The sequence below is a fragment of the Streptomyces poriticola genome, from assembly GCF_036689765.1.
Classification (GTDB): domain Bacteria; phylum Actinomycetota; class Actinomycetes; order Streptomycetales; family Streptomycetaceae; genus Streptomyces; species Streptomyces poriticola.
The window spans coordinates 1-16,150 of record NZ_JBAGKH010000030.1; the positions used below are offsets into that span (position 1 = coordinate 1).

Consider the following 16,150-nt stretch of genomic DNA (forward strand, 5'->3'; position numbering starts at 1 on the left):
CGGGCCCCCCCCGCCCCCCTACCCCCGCCCCCGGGGCCCGGGGGCCGGGGATCGGCGTGCGGGGCGGGTCAGGCGTCGGGCGACCGGCGGTCCGTGATGAGGTCCATGTCGGCGAGCCCCAGCAGGTGGGTGATGTCCCCGTTCCCGGACCGGGCACGGTCCGCTTCGTCCACGCCGAGCGCGTCGACGTCGAGGAGAGAGGTCAGTTCGGTGACCTGCCGGGGATCCTGCAGCCCGAGGGAGAGGACGGGGTCGGCGTCGATGGCGCCCTGTACGTCGATCAGTCTCACCACGATGTCGTCGCGCTGGAAGATCGTGCTGTTGCGGACCGGGCTGAACGCATCGCCCGCCATCGCCTCGTCGTGCCGGGCGAGCAGCCGGGCCAGCCGCATCCCGCAGCCCTTCCGGGCCGGGTAGTACAGGGCGTGGCGCCGTGCGTCCGCCGGCACCGGCCCGCTCGTCGTCACATGGTGGACGGCGGGCAAGGCCGCCCTGGTGAAGAAGACCCGGGCGGACTCGGGATCGCCGAGGTCCCGTTCCTGCTCGAGGTAGGGGTTGATGGCCTCCTCCACGGCCCGGACCTCCGGCTGCCGGGCGACGTGGCGCAGCGCCGCGAGCAGGTCGCCGCGCACCTCGATGGCCCGTACGACCTGGTTGCCGTGCATGAACAGGGAGGTGCGGCACAGCCGTGTGGTGTCGTCGACGCGCGGCTCGGGCGCCGAGTAGCCGGCCAGCAGCCGGGCGACCGTCTGCTCGCTGCCGGGCTTGACGGTGAAGGTGAGCGCATGACGGATCACACCGTCCCCGACCCTGGGGGGCGCCTGCAGTCCGCTCGTCGCGGACTCGGCGAACGGTCCACCGGTCTCCCGCAGCACATGGAAGCGCAGCGACCTGGTGTCCCGCACACAACGGTGCAGCGGCTTGACCATCTGCACGTGCTCCTCGCTGTTCACCCACGCGAGGAAGGGCGGGGCGCTCTCCCACTCACTGGTTATCAGCCATTGGGACGGATTCTCGATCGACTGGCACAGCTGCTCGCTGACGTGGCCCGGCACGGACGCCACGTGGTTGCGCAACTGCTCGTACGTTTCGAGGAACTGCTGCTGGGCCCCGTCGTACAGGTCCAGCAGGAGGAACACCCGGAGCCTGGAGTCGTCGAACACGGACTGCGAGACCTGCTCCGACACCCGTCCCGGCGATTGCTGCGTAGCTTCTTCCAACGTGGTCATCCTGTGACTGTCTCCTTCGGGGCAGAGGCGAATGTCGCACCGGTGTGAGCGACATCGGCGGGTCTCGATCGTGTGCCGTTGGTGTCCGGTCGCGCGACTTGCGTGAATCACCCGGGTGACCGGGACCGCGGATCGGCTCCCGGAGGGCGTGCGAGGCCCGTCGCGTCCCGCAACCCGTACTGCTGCGTCTGGAGGCGTTGATGAACGAAGCCGTCGGCCACCGGGTCCCCGTCCTCATCGTGGGCGGCTCCCTGGTGGGCCTGTCGCTCTCCCTGTTCCTGGGCCGCCTCGGCGTACCGCACACCCTGGTCGAGCAGCATCCGGCGACCTCGGTTCATCCGCGCGGACGTGGCAACAACGTCCGCACCATGGAGCTGTTCCGGGTGGCCGGGATCGAGCCGCGGATCAGACGGGCCGCGTCGCTCCTGGCGGACAACCACGGCATTCTGCAGACACCGTCCCTCGCCGGTGACGGCGGCGAGTGGCTGCTCGGGCACCTCGACCCGGGGGGCGGGCTTGCGCGGCTCAGCCCCAGCTCATGGTGTCTGTGCAGTCAGAACGATCTCGAGCCGGTGCTCCTGCGGGGCGCCCGGGAACTCGGCGGCGACCTGCGGTACGCCACGCAGATGCTGTCCTTCGAGCAGGACGGCGAAGGAGTGACCGCGCTGCTGCGGAACCGCGACACCGGGGAGCGGTACACGCTTCGCGCGGACTACCTCGTCGCGGCGGACGGTCCGCGCAGCGCGGTCCGCAACCGGCTCGGCATCGGCCGGACCGGACCCGGCGAACTCTTCCACAGTGTGAGCATCACGTTCCGTTCCAAGACGCTGGCGGGGGTGGTGGGCGACCGGCGCTTCATCGTGTGCTACCTGACCGACCCCCAGGCCGACGGGACTCTGCTGCCGGTCGACAACACGGAGAACTGGGTCTTCCACGCGCCCTGGTACCCGGAACACGGCGAGGCCATGGAGCACTTCACGACCGAGCGGTGCGCCCGGTACATCCGAAGGGCCACCGGGGTCCCCGACCTCGACGTGGAGATCACCGGCAGGGCGTCGTGGCATGCCGCCGAGCACGTCGCCGACCGGTACGCGGCCGGCCGGGTCCTGCTCGCCGGGGACGCCGCCCACGAGATGTCCCCGACCGGAGCGTTCGGTTCGAACACCGGTATCCAGGACGCCCACAACCTGGCCTGGAAACTGGCCGCCGTGCTGGACGGCTGGGCCGGTCCGGGGCTGCTGGAGACGTACGACACGGAGCGCCGTCCCGTGGCGCAGGCGACCAGCGCTCGCGCGTCGGCACGCTCGGCCGAGCACAGTCACCCGGGCTGCTCCCGGGACGCGGGTCCGTCCGGGGGACCCGGGCGGGGCGGGATCCTCGAGGTCGCCCTGGGCTACCGGTACCCGCGCGGTGCCGTGGTGGGCGCTCCTCCCGGGACGGCCGTGGTCCCCGGGAAGCTGCGCCTGACGGGTGAACCGGGCAGCAGGGCCCCCCATATGTGGCTGCGGCGCCCCGGTGCCCGGCAGGCCCGGCTGTCCACGCTCGACCTGTACGAACGGTCGATGGCGCTCCTCAGCAGCGCCCAGGGGGCGACGGATTGGCATGCCGCCGCCCGGAGCATCGCCGCCGCCGGGTCCGTACGGCTCGAGTCGTACCGCATCGGCGCAGGGCCGGACGCCGAACTGGCTCCGCAGGACGGGACCGACTGGGCGCGGCTGCACGGCACGAGCGGCGACGGGGCGGTGCTGGTACGGCCGGACGGGTTCGTGGCCTGGCGGTCGCCGGGACCGGTGCCGGACCCGGAGGCGGAGCTGCGGCAGGCCCTGAGGCAGGTGCTCCGGCTGAGCTGATCCCGCCCCGGCCGGCCGGCGGCACCGGACGACCGGGTGCGGTCGGGCGGCGTCCGGAGACGGTGAACTCCCGGAACCCGGCGACGCCCCGGGCACCGGTCCAGCCGCCGGCGGCGGTCATGAAGACCCCCACGTCCTGGGCCGGTACGGCACCTCCCGGCGTGGCGGTGCCGACCGTGATCCAGGTCGTGCCGTCGGTGCTCGCCCGGAAGGAGACGGCGGACGAGCGACGGCGATGCACGTACGAGCGTGATGCAGAATGCTGCTCGAGGGCGCCGGACCGCCCGCATCTTCTTGCGGAAGCAGGCGGGTCAACGCCGGATGGGGCGCGGGGCATTGCCCGGGGACAAGAACAGGCCGACCGCCCCTGCGCCGTCTCCAGCCGGGCCGCGGGGCTAGATCACCGCGCCGACATGCGCCAGCGCCTGCTTGAGCAGTACGCCGTGCCCGCCGGGCATCTCGCTCTGCACCGCCGGGGACAGCGCCTCCTGCGGGCTGAACCAGACCAGGTCGAGCGCGTCCTGCCGGGGCCGGCAGTCGCCGCTGACCGGGACCACATAGGCGAGGGACACCGCATGCTGCCGCGGGTCGTGGTACGCAGTGATGCCCTGCGTCGGGAAGTACTCCGCCACCGTGAACGGCTGCAGCGAGGCCGGGACCCGGGGCAGCGCCACGGGGCCGAGGTCCTTCTCCAGGTGGCGCAGCAGCGCGTCCCGGACCCGCTCGTGGTGCAGCACCCGGCCGGAGACCAGCGTCCGGTTGACCGTGCCGTCGGGCCCGATGCGCAGCAGCAGACCGACGCTGGTGACTTCACCGCTGTCGTCGACGCGCACGGGGACGGCCTCGACGTACAGCACCGGCACCCGGGCCCGTACGAGTTCGAGCTCGTCGGTCGTCAGCCAGCCCGGTGTGGTTTCGGTCGTGTCAGACATCGCCTGATCATACTTTCAACGTCGTCGGATTCCTGGGTGCCGCTCCGGTCCAACTGTGATCAGCACCACCCTGCCCGCTCGCCGTGCGCCTCACCGTCCGCCTCGCCGTCCGGCAGCCGGTAGACGCGCAGCGCGTTGTCCCGGCCGGTCCAGCGCGCGATGCGCAGGGCGTCCGGCAGGGCCAGCTCGTCGGCGTCCACCCGCTCCTGCAGCAGCCCGGCCAGCCCCTGCCGGAAGGCCAGCGCGCCCAGATGGTGGAACTCGGCCACACCGTAGGCGTCGGAGCTGAACAGCAGTTTGCGGAACGGGGTGATCTCCAGGGCCTCGGCCAGTACCGCGCCCGCCCGGGACGGGCCGACGTGGTGCAGGGTCAGACCGACGTCCAGGTACACCCGTTCGAAGACCGCCGCGAGATAGCCCGCCTGCCGCTGGAACGGCCAGCAGTGCAGCAGCAGGACCGGGACCGTGCCCGCGGTCAGCCGCAGCCAGTCGGTCAGCAGGCTCGGGTCCGCGCGGTGCAGCCGCAGGTCGCTGTCGCCGAACCCCGCGTGCAGCTGCAGCGGCAGCCCGAGATCGACGGCGGTCCACAGCAGCTGCCGGACCAGCACCGGGTGGTCCAGCCGCCCGCCCCGGGCAAGCCAGTCCCGGGCCGCCGCGGTGACCTCCGCGTGCGTGGGCCGGGCCGGGTCCAGGCCGAATCCGGTGCGGTAGGCGGCCACCGACTTCACCGCCACCACGTCCGGGCGCCGCGCCGCCGCCTCGGCCGCGCCGCGGAACGCCCGCGCGTAGCCGTCAGGTTCGACGCCGCGGGCCGCCACCGCCTCCGCCACGCTCTCCAGCCGGACCACCTCGTACGCGTCCCCACCCGCGGCCCGCGCCAGCTGGGCCGGTTCGGTGACGGCGTGCGGGGCGTACCCGGTGTCGACGCAGAAGACGCCGGTGCCCGACGCGGTGAGGAAGCGGCGGTTCACCTCGTCGGGGCCCAGTTCGGCCCGGCGGTTCAGATAGGTGTCGGCCGGGGCGTGCCGCGGCAGGTCCAGCAGGGGCGCACAGTGCCGGCGGACGGCGAGACCCGCCGGAGTGTCGAAGGCCGAGAACCCCGGCCACGCCTCGCCCTCGGTGAGCAGCGACTCGAAGCCCGCCCGGTCCAGCTCGGCGGTGACGGCACCGTGGCAATGGTGGTCCACCAGCTCCAGCGCTTCGAGCGTCTCGTGCACGGGGCCGACGGCCATCTCAGTACACCCAGCGGTAGGCCGCCGCGATCTGCTCGTCGTCCCGGTCCCGGACCGCCTCGATCTCCCCGAGCCGTACGGCGGTCACCGCGTCGGCCAGCACCGGCCCCAGCGCCGCGCGGAGCACGCCGTCGGCGCGGAACGCCTCGACCGCCCCGGCCAGGGAGGTGGGCAGCCGCCGTACACCGCGGGCCGCCGCCCGGGCCGGGTCGAGCCGCACCGGATCGCCGGTGGTCTCCTCGGGAAGCCTCGCCGAAGACACCATGCCGTCCAGCCCGGCGGCGATCAGACAGGCCAGCGCGAGATACGGGTTGGCGGCCAGGTCGACCGGCTTCACCTCCAGGTTCGCCGCCCGGTCGCGGACCCCGGCGGTCCCGGTGACGATCCGCAGCGCGGCCTCCCGGGTCTCCCGGCCCCACGCGGTGTACACCCCGGCCCACTGCGAGGGCTTGAGCCGCAGATGACTGGCCGGGCTCGGCGCGGTCACCGCGGTGAGCGCCGGGAGCCGGGCCAGCACGCCCGCCGCGAAGCCCTCGGCCTCGGCGGTCATGCCGTACCGGCCCTCGCCCCCGGCGTGCAGGTTCCGGCCCTCGCGCCAGGCGGAGAGGTGGATGTGACCGCCGTTGCCGACGCCCTGTGCGGACACCGCGGGGGAGAAGGAGACCCGCAGTCCGTGCCGCTGGGCCACCGCCCTGATCGTCTGCCGCACCAGCACACTGCGGTCGGCCGCCGCCACCGGGTCCAGCGCGCCCACCGAGAGCTCGAACTGTCCGGCCGCGTACTCCGGATGGAACTGCTCCACGTCCACGCCCTGGGCGGCCAGCGCCGCCAGCAGATCGGCGCCGCAGTCGCTCAGCTCCACCTGCCGGACGGCACCGTACGCCGGCCCCGACACGGCGGGCCGGAACGCGCCGCCGGGAGCGTCGCCGCGTCCCACCGCCCACTCGATCTCGATCGCGGCCCGGAAGGAGACACCGTGCCGCTCGGCGCTCTCCCGCACGATGCGCCGCAGCACGGTCCGCCCGCACCCGGGGTGCCGCTCGCCCTCCTGGGTGACCCGGTCGACCGGCGCCCACGCCCAGCCCGGCTGCGCGGCCAGCACCGCCAGCGCGCCGAGGTCGGGGTAGAGGCGCAGATCCCCGTCCGGGGAGCCGAGCACGTCCGTGGCCACGATCGCGTCGTTGGCCAGGAAGGTGTCGAACACCGGGGACATGCCGACGCCCCAGGCCGCCGCCGAGGCCAGCGCGGCCGTCGGCACCGTCTTCACCCGGCCGACGCCCGCGGTGTCCACATACGCCAGCACCACCCCGTGCACGCCCCGCCCGGACAGCTCCGCGCTCAGCGCGGTGGCCCGCTCGACGTCGCCGGGACGTCCGCCCGGTACCGGGTCGGCCAGGGTGGTCATGCGTCCTCCCGGACGGTCAGGGCTTCACGGCCACCGCGCCGAACTGCGGTACGGGGGCGGGGGAGCCGGGCTCGGCGCGCCACTGCGAGCAGGAGACCAGGCCCGGCTCCAGCAGCTCGAGCCCCTCGAAGAACGCGGCGATCTCCTCGCGGCTGCGGGCGGTGATCGGCGGCGTGGCGTTCTCGTTCCAGAACGCCATGGCCGGGATCTGGCCCTCGCCGCCCAGTGCGGAGTCGTGCGTGGGATGGGTGAGGGCCAGGCAGCTGCCGGAGGGGACGGCCGTCATGACCCCGCGCACGATCTCGCGCGCCTCGTCGTGGTCGAGCACGAAGTTGAGGATGCCCAGCATCATCACGGCGACCGGACGGGTCAGATCGAGGGTCTGCGCCGCCCGCTGCAGGATCGCGTCCGGATCGTGCACGTCGGCGTCGATGTAGTCGGTGGCGCCCTCGCGGGTGCCGGTCAGCAGGGTGCGGGCGTGGGTGAGGACGATCGGGTCGTTGTCGACATACACGATCCGCGCCTCGGGCGCGATGCGCTGGGCTATCTCATGGGTGTTGTCGGCGGTCGGCAGTCCGGTGCCGATGTCCAGGAACTGCCGGATCCCCCGCTCCCGGCCGAGGAAGCGGACGGCCCGGCCCAGGAACCAGCGGTCCGCCCGCGCGACCTCCCGGATGACCGGGAACATGCCGGCGACGTGCTCGCCGACCTGCTGGTCGACCTCGTAGTTGTCCTTCCCGCCGATCCAGTAGTTCCACACGCGCGCGTTGTGCGCCACACCGGTGTTCAGCCGTGCGGACCCGCTCGTCGGGGTGTGGCCCTCGCTCACGTCCATGACTCCCATGCGCCGGTACTGCCGTTCCCCGCCCATTGTGCCGCCGGGTGATCACACATGTCCCGGGAACCGGGAATCGGCCGGCGGGCGCACACGGCGGACTCCCGCCCCGCACGCTCGTACGGTGGGGCGGGAGTCCGCTGCGGTCGGCCCTCAGTACGCGTTGGTGGGCTGCGGCGAGGGGGTCCGGCCGGCCAGGACGTCCTCCAGCCGCTGGGTGCCCGCCTCGGTGCCCTGCTCGACGGAGTCCTTCTGGCCCCCGTCCAGGCCGCCGCCGGTGATGTTGAGCGCGTTGTCGCCGACCCGTACGGCGGCGACGGTGAGTGTGAGCGTCGCGGGCGAGCCGTCCGCCTGGCCGCGCACCGTCACCTCCAGGCCCTGGCGGTCGTCGCCGACGTCGGGCAGCGAGGTCTCGACCACCTGGATCGTCCGCTCGTCGCCGGCGTCGTCGGTCGCGGTGAACTCGTCGCACTGGGTGGGCAGATCCTTCAGCCACTTCATGGAGTCGTCCAGCGTGTCCTTGTCGTAGACGGCGACCTGCTCCAGCAGGCGGGAGTCGCCCATCTCGAAGCCGGTGAACGCGGAGGCGCCCGAGGGCTTGCCCAGCAGCTCCTCGCCGTACAGGTTGTCGAGCAACTGCTGGCAGTCCTCGGCGTCGGTCTGCGCGGTGAGGAAGGCGTCGACGTCGACGTCGTCGATGAGCAGTTCGTCCTGCCACTGGTCGGCGTCGTCGACCTGCTGCCAGTCGTCCTCCAGGTCGGCCTCGGTGAGCAGCGCCATCTGGGCGCCGTCCTCGGAGAGGGTGCCGGGGGAGGGGCTGGGCGTGGGGCTGGTGGTCTGGGCGGCGGGTTCCGCGGCGGGCGAGCTCGCGGCCTGCGCCGCGCCGGGGGTGTCGCCGGCTCCGTCCGAGCAGGCAGCGGTGGTCAGCAGCGCGCCCGCGGTGAGTGCGGTGGCGAGAAGACGGACGGGGTGGGCGGGACGACGGATCATCGGGAATGCCTCCTGGGAACGTGACGCGTCTCCTCAGCGCATCACCGCTGCCGCGGGCCCACCAGCGCACGGACCCTGACCGGGTGACCCGCCCCACCGGCCGGGTCCGCCCCCCCCCGCCCCACCGGCTGCCTCCAGGCCGGGCAGCGTCCGTCCCGTCCCACCGGGTGTGTTGGTCGGCGGTCCGTGGGTCGTGTCCGGGTCGGGGTGGTGTGTGTCCCGTCCCCCCGGGTGTGTTTGTCCGCGACTCGTCTGCCGCGCCTCCGGGCCGGGGTCGCGTCCGCCCCGGGGGCCGTCATACCGGTTCCGGGGCGGCGTGATCTGCTCCTGTGGTGGTGGTCGCGCCTGTTCCCGACGTGGTGGTCTCGCCGGCCCCGGGGTGTCGGCGCCGGCCGGTCCCGGGGTGGTCTTGCCGGCCCCGGGGTGTCGGCGCCGGCCGGTCCCGGGGTGTCGTCCGTGTTCGTTGTCCGGGAGGCGGGGCCGGCCCGATACCGGGCGCCGCTCTCGCCCGTTGCCGGGGAGCCGGGCCCGTCCGTCCCGGGTGCCGGCTTCGGCCGTTCCCGGACCTCAGCCTCGCCCGTCCGGGTGTCGTTCCTGTCCGTTCGGGGGGCTGTCGGCGTCGCCCGGCCCCGGGCGCCGGTCTCGACCGCCCCGCGCGGCGCGCCTCATCCGGCGCGCTCCAGCGTCTCCCCCGCCACCTCCTTCTCGACCGCGGCCCGCACCAACGCGGCGGCGAGCACGGCCGGTTCCGTGTCACCGGCCAGGTCCAGCAGCCGGTCGGGATCGTCGGGCAGGCCCAGACGCTCAGCGCCCTGCAGCGCCTTGCGGTCCAGGCAGGGCCCCGCCTCCGGCCACACCCGCTGCACCTCGCGCAGGAAGATCGCGGCACCGGCCGGGCCCATGCCGGGGAACTCCTGCAACAGCCTGCCCAGTTCGGCGGTGTCGCCGTCGGCCTGCTCGCGCAGCCGGCGCAGGTCCCCGCCCCAGCGCTCGGTCAGCATCTCGGCGCCCTCGCCGAGCTGGGTGGCGGTGCGTTCGTCGTAGCGCCGGTAGCCGCCCCGTCCCAGTGCGTCCACTCGCTGCTGCCAGTCGGCCGCGGCCATCCGGCGGGCATCGCGCAGTCCCGCCTCGTGCAGGGCGCGGGCGGTGGCCACGGCGATCGAGCCGCGGATCCGGGCGCTGAGCAGATGCGCGAGGACCAGCAGCCGGTACAGCGGCTGCGGGGTGTCCGCCAGCCGGATGCCCGCCTCTTCGGCATAGGTCCGTCCGTGCCTGTCGACGAGCTCCCGGACCACCCGTGCGTCGCGGTCCACGGCTGCACCCCTCCCGGGCTCACTCGTCCCGCGGCCAGTTCTCGGCGTCGAACATCCAGCGCTGCTTCTCCAGCTCGGCCGTGAGCCCGATCAGCAGGTCCTGGGTGACCGGGTCGGCCTCCGCGGTGGCCGTGATCCGCTCGCGCAGCCGTGCCACGGCCGCCTCCAGGCTCTCCACCAGCAGCGCGATCACCTCGGTGTCCCGAACCCAGCCCTCCTTGGCGCCGGGCAGGGTGAACGCGGACGCGACCGTCTCCGGGCGGCCGTCGGCCGGCATGCCGAGCGCGGCCAACGCTCCGCGACCGTGTCCGCGTACGAGCGGGCCGTGGCGACGACCTCGTCGAGCTGCAGATGGACCGAGCGGAAGCGCGGTCCGACGATGTTCCAGTGCACCTGCTTCGCAACCAGGGAAAGCCCGAGCAGGTCCACCAGCGTGCCCTGCAACGCGTCCCCGGTGACCTGGCGGGCCGACTCCGGGATCGTGCTCCTGACGACAGTCATGCGGTGCCACTCCTTGTCCCGTCCTCCGTGCCGGTACGGCAGCCGCGGGCGCCGCGCGCCGGTGGTACGGCGGTCGCGGCGCGGGCCGCTCCGCCGACGCGGGTGCCCGGAGCCGACCGGGACAAAACACCGGCGGCGGTCAGGGCGCGAGGACGCCGTCCAGGAAGGCCGTGAGGTCGGCGAGCACCTCGGCCCGGTTGGTCTCCAGGAACACCTCGTGCCGGGCACCGGGATAGATCCGCTCGGTCAGCGCCCCGCCGCTGAGCCCCTCCACACCCGGACGGCTCCCGGACAGCGGCACCAGCCGGTCGTCGTCGCCGTGCAGCCACAGCAGCGGGAGCCGGCCGATGTCGCCGCCCTTGCCGACGGTCGCCAGCGTCCGTGCGAAGGCCTCCACCGTCGGCCGCTTCATCGGGCCGTGCCACACCAGCGGATCGGCCGCGTACGCCGCCCCGACCGCAGGGTCGCGGGAGAGCGCGGACGGGCTGATCGGCGTCTCCGGGATCTCGTCCAGGGCGAGCAGCCGCCGGGGGAGCTCCCAGTCCCCGATGACCGGACCGGACAGCACCAGCGCGGCCAGGCCGCCGGGATGGCACTGGGCATAGCGGGAGGCGATCAGCCCGCCCATCGAGTGTCCGACCATGACCAGCGGCAGCCCCGGGTGGGCGGCCCTGGCCAGGCCGGCCACGGCGTGCACATCGGCGACCACGTCCTCGAAGTCCTCGATCAGCACCCGTTCGCCGTCCGACCTCCCGTGCCCGACGTGGTCCGGGCCGTACACGGCCGCGCCGTGCGCCACCAGCACCCCGGCCACCTCCTCGTACCGGCCGATGTGCTCGCCGTACCCGTGCACCAGCAGCGCCGCATACCGGGGCCGCCGCCCCGGCCACGCGCGGACCGAGATGCGGCCCCGGGTTCCGGTCAGTACGTGCTCGCGGGCCTCGGCCATTGCTCCTCCGGCTTGCGTGGGATGAAGGTTCCCGGGGGATCTTCCCAGCGGACCGCCGCGCGGTCTATAGTCCAAAACTAGCAGCGCTAATTAAGGAGTGTGCTCGTGCGGGCCGGTCCGGCGGCGCCATGCCGCCCGGCGGTGGCCGAGCCACGAACGGTCAGGAGTCCTCTCGTGCGTCCCGTCCACTTCGCCGCCGCCCGCCGCACCCCCGTCGGCCGACTCCGCGGGGCCCTGTCCACGGTGCGTCCCGACGACCTCGCCGCCGCCGTGATCCGCGGCCTGGTCGCCGACGTGCCCGCGCTCGACCCGGCGCGCATCGACGACGTCTACTGGGGCGCCGCCAACCAGGCCGGTGAGGACAACCGCAACGTCGCACGCATGGCCGCGCTGCTCGCCGGTCTGCCCGAGACGGTGCCCGGCGCCACCGTCAACCGGCTGTGCGCCTCCGGCCTGGAGGCCGTGACCACCGCCGCCCGCACCGTCGCCGCGGGAGAGGCCGACATCGTCCTCGCCGGCGGCTCGGAGGCGATGAGCCGCGCCCCCTTCGTGCTGCCCCGCCCGGACGAGGCGCTGCCGCACCGCATCGAGACCGCCGACACCCGGCTCGGCTGGCGGCTGGTCAATCCGGCGATGAAGGAACTGCACGGACTGCTGGCCATGGGCGAGACCGCCGAGGAGGTCGCCGAGCGGTACGGCATCGCCCGCGAACGCCAGGACGCGTTCGCGCTGCGCAGCCACCGCCGGGCCGCCGCGGCCCGCAAGAACGGTCACTTCGACGACGAACTGCTCCCCGTCGAGCGGCCGGACGGCGTCACCGTGACCGCAGACGAGTGCATCCGCGAGGACACCTCGCCCGAGAAGCTGGCCCGGCTGAAGCCGGTCTTCCGCGAGGGCGGCACGGTCACCGCGGGCAACTCCTCCCCGATGAACGACGGCGCCGCCGGTCTCCTTCTGGTGAGCGAGGAGGCCCTGAACGACCTCGGCCTGGAGTCGCTCGGCCGCTACGTCGCCGGTGCCTCGGCCGGCGTCCACCCGGACGTCATGGGCATCGGCCCGGTCCCCGCCACCCGCAGGGTCCTGGCCCGCGCCGACTGGGGAATCGGCGACATCGAGGAGGCCGAGTTCAACGAGGCGTTCGCCGCCCAGGCCCTCGCCTGCACCGACCAGCTCGGCATCGACCCCGAGCTGGTCAACGCCTCCGGCGGTGCCATCGCCCTCGGCCACCCGCTCGGCTGCTCCGGTGCCCGCATCCTCACCACCCTGCTGCACCGCATGCGCCGTACCGGAGCCGCCCGCGGGCTGGCAACCATGTGCGTCGGCGTGGGACAGGGCAGTGCCGTGCTCGTCGAGAGGCACTGAGGCCGGTCCGACAGGCCCCGGGCCCGACCCGCTGAGCGCTCCGCCGGAAGTGCCGCGATGTGCCGTCGCTCGTCCGCGGGCGCCGTCGTGGCCGGTCGCGCAGTTCCCCGTGCCCCTCCAGGGCGCTGCCGAACCGCAGGGGACTTCGCCCGAACCGCAGGGGACTTCGCCCGACCTGCTTGGACGGCCCCACGGATCTGTGACGATCCCGCGGTCCCACCCGCGGTCCCACTCACGGGCCGTGATCAGGCGCGCATAGCATCGGTGCCCGTCATGGACACCTCGATGCTCTCCCTCCTGCACGTCACCGGCTGGCAGTTCGCCGCGCTCGCCTTCGCGGCCCTGCTGGTCGGCTTCTCCAAGACCGCCGTCAGCGGCGCCAACACGGTCAGCCTGGCGATCTTCGCTGCGGTGCTGCCCGCCCGTGCCTCCACCGGCATCCTGCTGCCGGTGCTGATCGCCGGTGATGTGCTGGCGGTCCTGATCTACCGGCGGCACGCCCACTGGCCCACGCTGTGGCGGCTGTTCCCGGCGGTCGGTGCCGGCGTGGTCGTCGGCACCGTGTTCCTGATGCGGTCCGACGACGCGGCGGTCCGCACCTCCATCGGGGCGATCCTGCTGGTGATGGCGGCGGTGACGGTGTGGCGCCGACGGCAGGCCGACGCGGCCCCGCCACCGGACGCCGCGACCGGGCCGGGGACAGGGAGGGGAGTGAGAACGGGGCCGGGGACGAGCCCGGAGCCGGGGCCGGGCGGCGTCGGCCGCGCCCGGGCCCGCTCCTACGGCGTCCTCGGCGGCTTCACCACGATGGTGGCCAACGCCGGCGGCCCGGTCCTGTCGATGTACCTGCTCTCCGCAGGCTTCCGCAAGCTGGGCTTCCTGGGCACCTCGGCCTTCTTCTTCCTGATCGTCAACGTCTCCAAGGTGCCGTTCAGTGCCGGTCTCGGTCTGATCGACGCCCGCTCGCTGCTGCTGGACGCGGCCCTAGTGGCGTTCGTCGTCCCCGGCGCCCTGATCGGCAAGTGGGCCGTCGGCCGGATCGACCAACGGCTGTTCGAGCGGCTGGTGATCGCGGCGACCGTCGTCGGCGGCCTGCAGCTGCTGCTGCGCTGACCCGCCGTAGGCTCGGCCCCATGCCCGTCCACGTCCTGATCCTCGGCGGTACCACCGAGGCCCGCCTGCTCGCCGCCGACCTGACGGCGCGGCCCGGCGTGCGCGTCACCACCTCGCTCGCCGGGCGCGTGAGCCGGCCGGGGCCGCTCCCGGGCGTCGTCCGCTCCGGCGGCTTCGGCGGCGCCGACGCCCTGGCCGCCTGGCTGCGCGAGCACCGCGTGGACGCCCTGGTCGACGCCACCCACCCGTTCGCCGAGACGATCACGGCCAACGCCGCCCGGGCGGCGGCGACGGCCGGCGTACCCGCGGTCGTCCTGCGCCGCCCCGGCCGGCGGCCGGGCCCCGGCGACCGCTGGCACTCCGTGGCCTCCCTCGCCGAGGCGGCGGGCCTGCTGCCCGGACTGGGCCGCCGCGTCCTCCTCACCACCGGCCGCACCGGCCTGGCCGCCTTCGCCCACCTGACGGACGTCCACTTCGTGGCACGCTCGGTGGAACCCCCCGAGCCGCCGCTGCCGCCGGACATCCACGTCGTCCTGGCCCGCGGCCCCTTCACCCCGGCCGGCGAGACGGCTCTGCTCCGCGACCACCGCATCGACGTGCTGGTGACCAAGGACAGCGGGGGGCCGGCCACGTCCGCCAAGCTCACCGCGGCCCGCGAACTCGCCCTGCCGGTGATCGTCGTCCGCAGACCGTCCCTCCCGGAAGGGGTGCGGGCAGTGCCCGACATCCCGTCCGTCCTGGCCCGGCTGCACCTCGACGCCGGCTGACGGAGCCCGCCCGCGCGGATCCCCGGGCCGGGCTACGCGTCCCCCGGGTTGCGGCGCAGCAGATACGTGTCCATGATCCAGCCCTTGCGGGCGCGGGCCTCGGCGCGCAGCCGTTCGATGCGGGGCGCGGCCTCGGCGAGCGGACCGGAGACGAGGATCTCGTCCGGGGTGCCGAGATAGGCGCCCCAGTAGATGTCGATGTCCTGGTCGGCGTAGTGCCGGAAGGCCTGGCGGGCGTCCAGCATCACCACCACGTCGTCCGCGTCCTCGGGAAATGCCTCGGCGAGCCTCCGGCCCGTGGTGATCTGCACCGGCCGGGCGACCCGGTTCAGCCCCGTGCGGTGCCGGGCGACCAGCGCCGAGACACTGCTGATGCCGGGCACCACGTCGTACTCGAAGGCGACGGCGCCCCGGTCCAGGACCTCCTGGAGGATCCCCAGCGTGCTGTCGTACAGCGCCGGGTCGCCCCACACCAGGAACGCCCCGGTCCCGTCCGCCCCGAGCTCCTCGGCGATCAGCCGCTCGTAGATGCCGGCTCGGGCACTGCGCCAGTCCCCGACGGCCGGGGAGTACGCCTCGCCCCCGGCGGCGCGGTCCCGCTCCGGGTCCCGGGCCTCGACCACCCGGTACGCGCCCTCCGGGACGTGGGCCGCGAGCATCTCCCGGCGCAGCTGCACGAGATCCGCCTTGGCCTCGCCCTTGTCCAGGACGAAGAACACGTCCGTGTCGCGCAGTGCCCGGACCGCCTGCAGCGTCAGCTGCTCCGGGTCACCCGCGCCGATTCCGATGACATGGATCTTCCGCACGCCCCGAGTCTGCCGTATGCCACCGCCGGGGCCCGCGCCGGGCCGTGCTCAGCCCCGCAACCTGGGCGCCCGCGCCGCCGCGTCCACGGCCGCACCGCCGCCCTCCACCTCCACGGCGAGCTCCCGAGCCCACCCGGCGACCGACGGGAGGGCGACGCCGTACGGCTCCGGCCGCCCGCGCAGCCGTGCCCAGTCCTCGACCGCCCCCGCCCCGCGCCGCAGCAGCCGGGCGCCGCCCGTCGCGTTCCCCCGGGCGGCATGCGTCAGCCCCACGGCCAGCTGCGCCAGTCCCCGCCACAGCTCCCGCTCCTCGTCGGGGCCCGACTTCCAGGCGTCCTCGAACACCTCGTGGGCGTGGAACGGCTTGCCCTCGTCCAGCAGCCGCTGTGCCTCGGCCACGGTGTCCGCGGGGGCCCGCACCACGCCCTCCGGCTGCCGGGGCACGCCCTCCGCCCCGTACGGCAGGGGCCGCCCCAGCCCGTCCCGCGGCCGGGCGCTGCGCGCCCGTCCCGCACTGTCCCGGTCCCGTGCCTCGGGAGAGGTGCCGTCCATGGATCCGATTGTCGCGCGCCGGTGCCCGTTTCGGCTCCGCGGGGCGTGTGCGGTAGAGTGCTGTTCGCGTGATCACGCGGTTCACCGCGTGCGACCGCACCGGGACGTGGCGCAGCTTGGTAGCGCACTTGACTGGGGGTCAAGGGGTCGCAGGTTCAAATCCTGTCGTCCCGACGGTGTGGAGGGTCTTCGGGGCGAGAGCCCGGGAGACCCTTTTCCTTGTGGTTCTCCGTGGTCGTCCCCGGATGGTAGAAGCGGGTATGAGCACCTCGCCCCATGCCTTCGGGCACGCAGTCCACCGTCTCGTCCCCCGG

14 protein-coding genes, 1 tRNA gene and 1 pseudogene are annotated in these 16,150 nt (G+C 74.1%); 5 read left to right on the forward strand and 11 right to left on the reverse strand.

What is annotated here, in order from left to right; all coding sequences use genetic code 11:
* Positions 1-68: 68 nt before the first annotated feature.
* Entirely contained in the window at positions 69-1,229 is a 1,161-nt protein-coding gene (locus V5O46_RS26500; protein WP_332887228.1) for a SchA/CurD-like domain-containing protein, read from the reverse strand.
* A gap of 200 nt (positions 1,230-1,429) precedes the next feature.
* Between V5O46_RS26500 and V5O46_RS26505 the strand changes: the two genes are divergently transcribed.
* Complete coding sequence (locus V5O46_RS26505) at positions 1,430-3,079, forward strand: FAD-dependent oxidoreductase (RefSeq protein WP_332887229.1); 1,650 nt, start codon at positions 1,430-1,432, stop codon at positions 3,077-3,079.
* A 395-nt stretch (positions 3,080-3,474) separates the two neighbouring features.
* Here V5O46_RS26505 and V5O46_RS26510 read toward each other — a convergent pair whose 3' ends face one another.
* From V5O46_RS26510 to V5O46_RS26545, 8 genes and pseudogenes are all read right to left on the reverse strand, one after another.
* Positions 3,475-4,011: an NUDIX hydrolase family protein gene (locus tag V5O46_RS26510; protein WP_332887230.1), complete on the reverse strand. Its 537-nt coding sequence runs from the start codon at positions 4,009-4,011 to the stop codon at positions 3,475-3,477.
* A gap of 59 nt (positions 4,012-4,070) precedes the next feature.
* A complete protein-coding gene (locus tag V5O46_RS26515; RefSeq protein ID WP_332887231.1) occupies positions 4,071-5,243 on the reverse strand; it encodes an amidohydrolase family protein in 1,173 nt (390 codons plus the stop codon).
* A 1-nt stretch (position 5,244) separates the two neighbouring features.
* Positions 5,245-6,648 carry a glutamine synthetase family protein gene (locus V5O46_RS26520; RefSeq protein WP_332887232.1) on the reverse strand — a complete coding sequence of 468 codons (1,404 nt, stop codon included), beginning with the start codon at positions 6,646-6,648 and terminating at the stop codon, positions 5,245-5,247.
* A gap of 16 nt (positions 6,649-6,664) precedes the next feature.
* Positions 6,665-7,477, reverse strand: coding sequence for an SAM-dependent methyltransferase (locus tag V5O46_RS26525; RefSeq protein ID WP_332887233.1), 813 nt, complete (start codon positions 7,475-7,477; stop codon positions 6,665-6,667).
* Between the two features lie 159 nt (positions 7,478-7,636).
* Entirely contained in the window at positions 7,637-8,473 is an 837-nt protein-coding gene (locus tag V5O46_RS26530; RefSeq protein WP_332887234.1) for a hypothetical protein, read from the reverse strand.
* A gap of 665 nt (positions 8,474-9,138) precedes the next feature.
* Complete coding sequence (locus V5O46_RS26535; protein WP_332887235.1) at positions 9,139-9,786, reverse strand: endonuclease; 648 nt, start codon at positions 9,784-9,786, stop codon at positions 9,139-9,141.
* Between the two features lie 19 nt (positions 9,787-9,805).
* A pseudogene (locus V5O46_RS26540) lies at positions 9,806-10,287 on the reverse strand (Dps family protein).
* Between the two features lie 139 nt (positions 10,288-10,426).
* A complete protein-coding gene (locus V5O46_RS26545; protein WP_332887236.1) occupies positions 10,427-11,236 on the reverse strand; it encodes an alpha/beta hydrolase in 810 nt (269 codons plus the stop codon).
* 174 nt (positions 11,237-11,410) lie between these two features.
* Here V5O46_RS26545 and V5O46_RS26550 point away from each other — a divergent pair, with 174 nt between their 5' ends.
* The 3 genes from V5O46_RS26550 to V5O46_RS26560 all read left to right on the forward strand — a co-directional run bounded on the left by V5O46_RS26550 (position 11,411) and on the right by V5O46_RS26560 (position 14,478).
* Positions 11,411-12,598, forward strand: coding sequence for a thiolase family protein (locus V5O46_RS26550; RefSeq protein ID WP_332887237.1), 1,188 nt, complete (start codon positions 11,411-11,413; stop codon positions 12,596-12,598).
* A gap of 273 nt (positions 12,599-12,871) precedes the next feature.
* Complete coding sequence (locus V5O46_RS26555) at positions 12,872-13,711, forward strand: sulfite exporter TauE/SafE family protein (RefSeq protein WP_332887238.1); 840 nt, start codon at positions 12,872-12,874, stop codon at positions 13,709-13,711.
* A gap of 20 nt (positions 13,712-13,731) precedes the next feature.
* Positions 13,732-14,478, forward strand: coding sequence for a cobalt-precorrin-6A reductase (locus V5O46_RS26560; protein WP_332887239.1), 747 nt, complete (start codon positions 13,732-13,734; stop codon positions 14,476-14,478).
* Positions 14,479-14,510: 32 nt separating this feature from the next.
* Here V5O46_RS26560 and cobF read toward each other — a convergent pair whose 3' ends face one another.
* Together cobF and V5O46_RS26570 are read right to left on the reverse strand one after the other, a co-directional pair.
* Entirely contained in the window at positions 14,511-15,284 is a 774-nt protein-coding gene (cobF, locus tag V5O46_RS26565; RefSeq protein ID WP_332887240.1) for a precorrin-6A synthase (deacetylating), read from the reverse strand.
* A 48-nt stretch (positions 15,285-15,332) separates the two neighbouring features.
* Positions 15,333-15,836, reverse strand: coding sequence for a DUF309 domain-containing protein (locus V5O46_RS26570; RefSeq protein ID WP_332887241.1), 504 nt, complete (start codon positions 15,834-15,836; stop codon positions 15,333-15,335).
* A gap of 100 nt (positions 15,837-15,936) precedes the next feature.
* Here V5O46_RS26570 and V5O46_RS26575 point away from each other — a divergent pair.
* A tRNA-Pro gene (locus V5O46_RS26575) sits at positions 15,937-16,010 on the forward strand.
* The last annotated feature ends 140 nt before the right edge of the window (positions 16,011-16,150 follow it).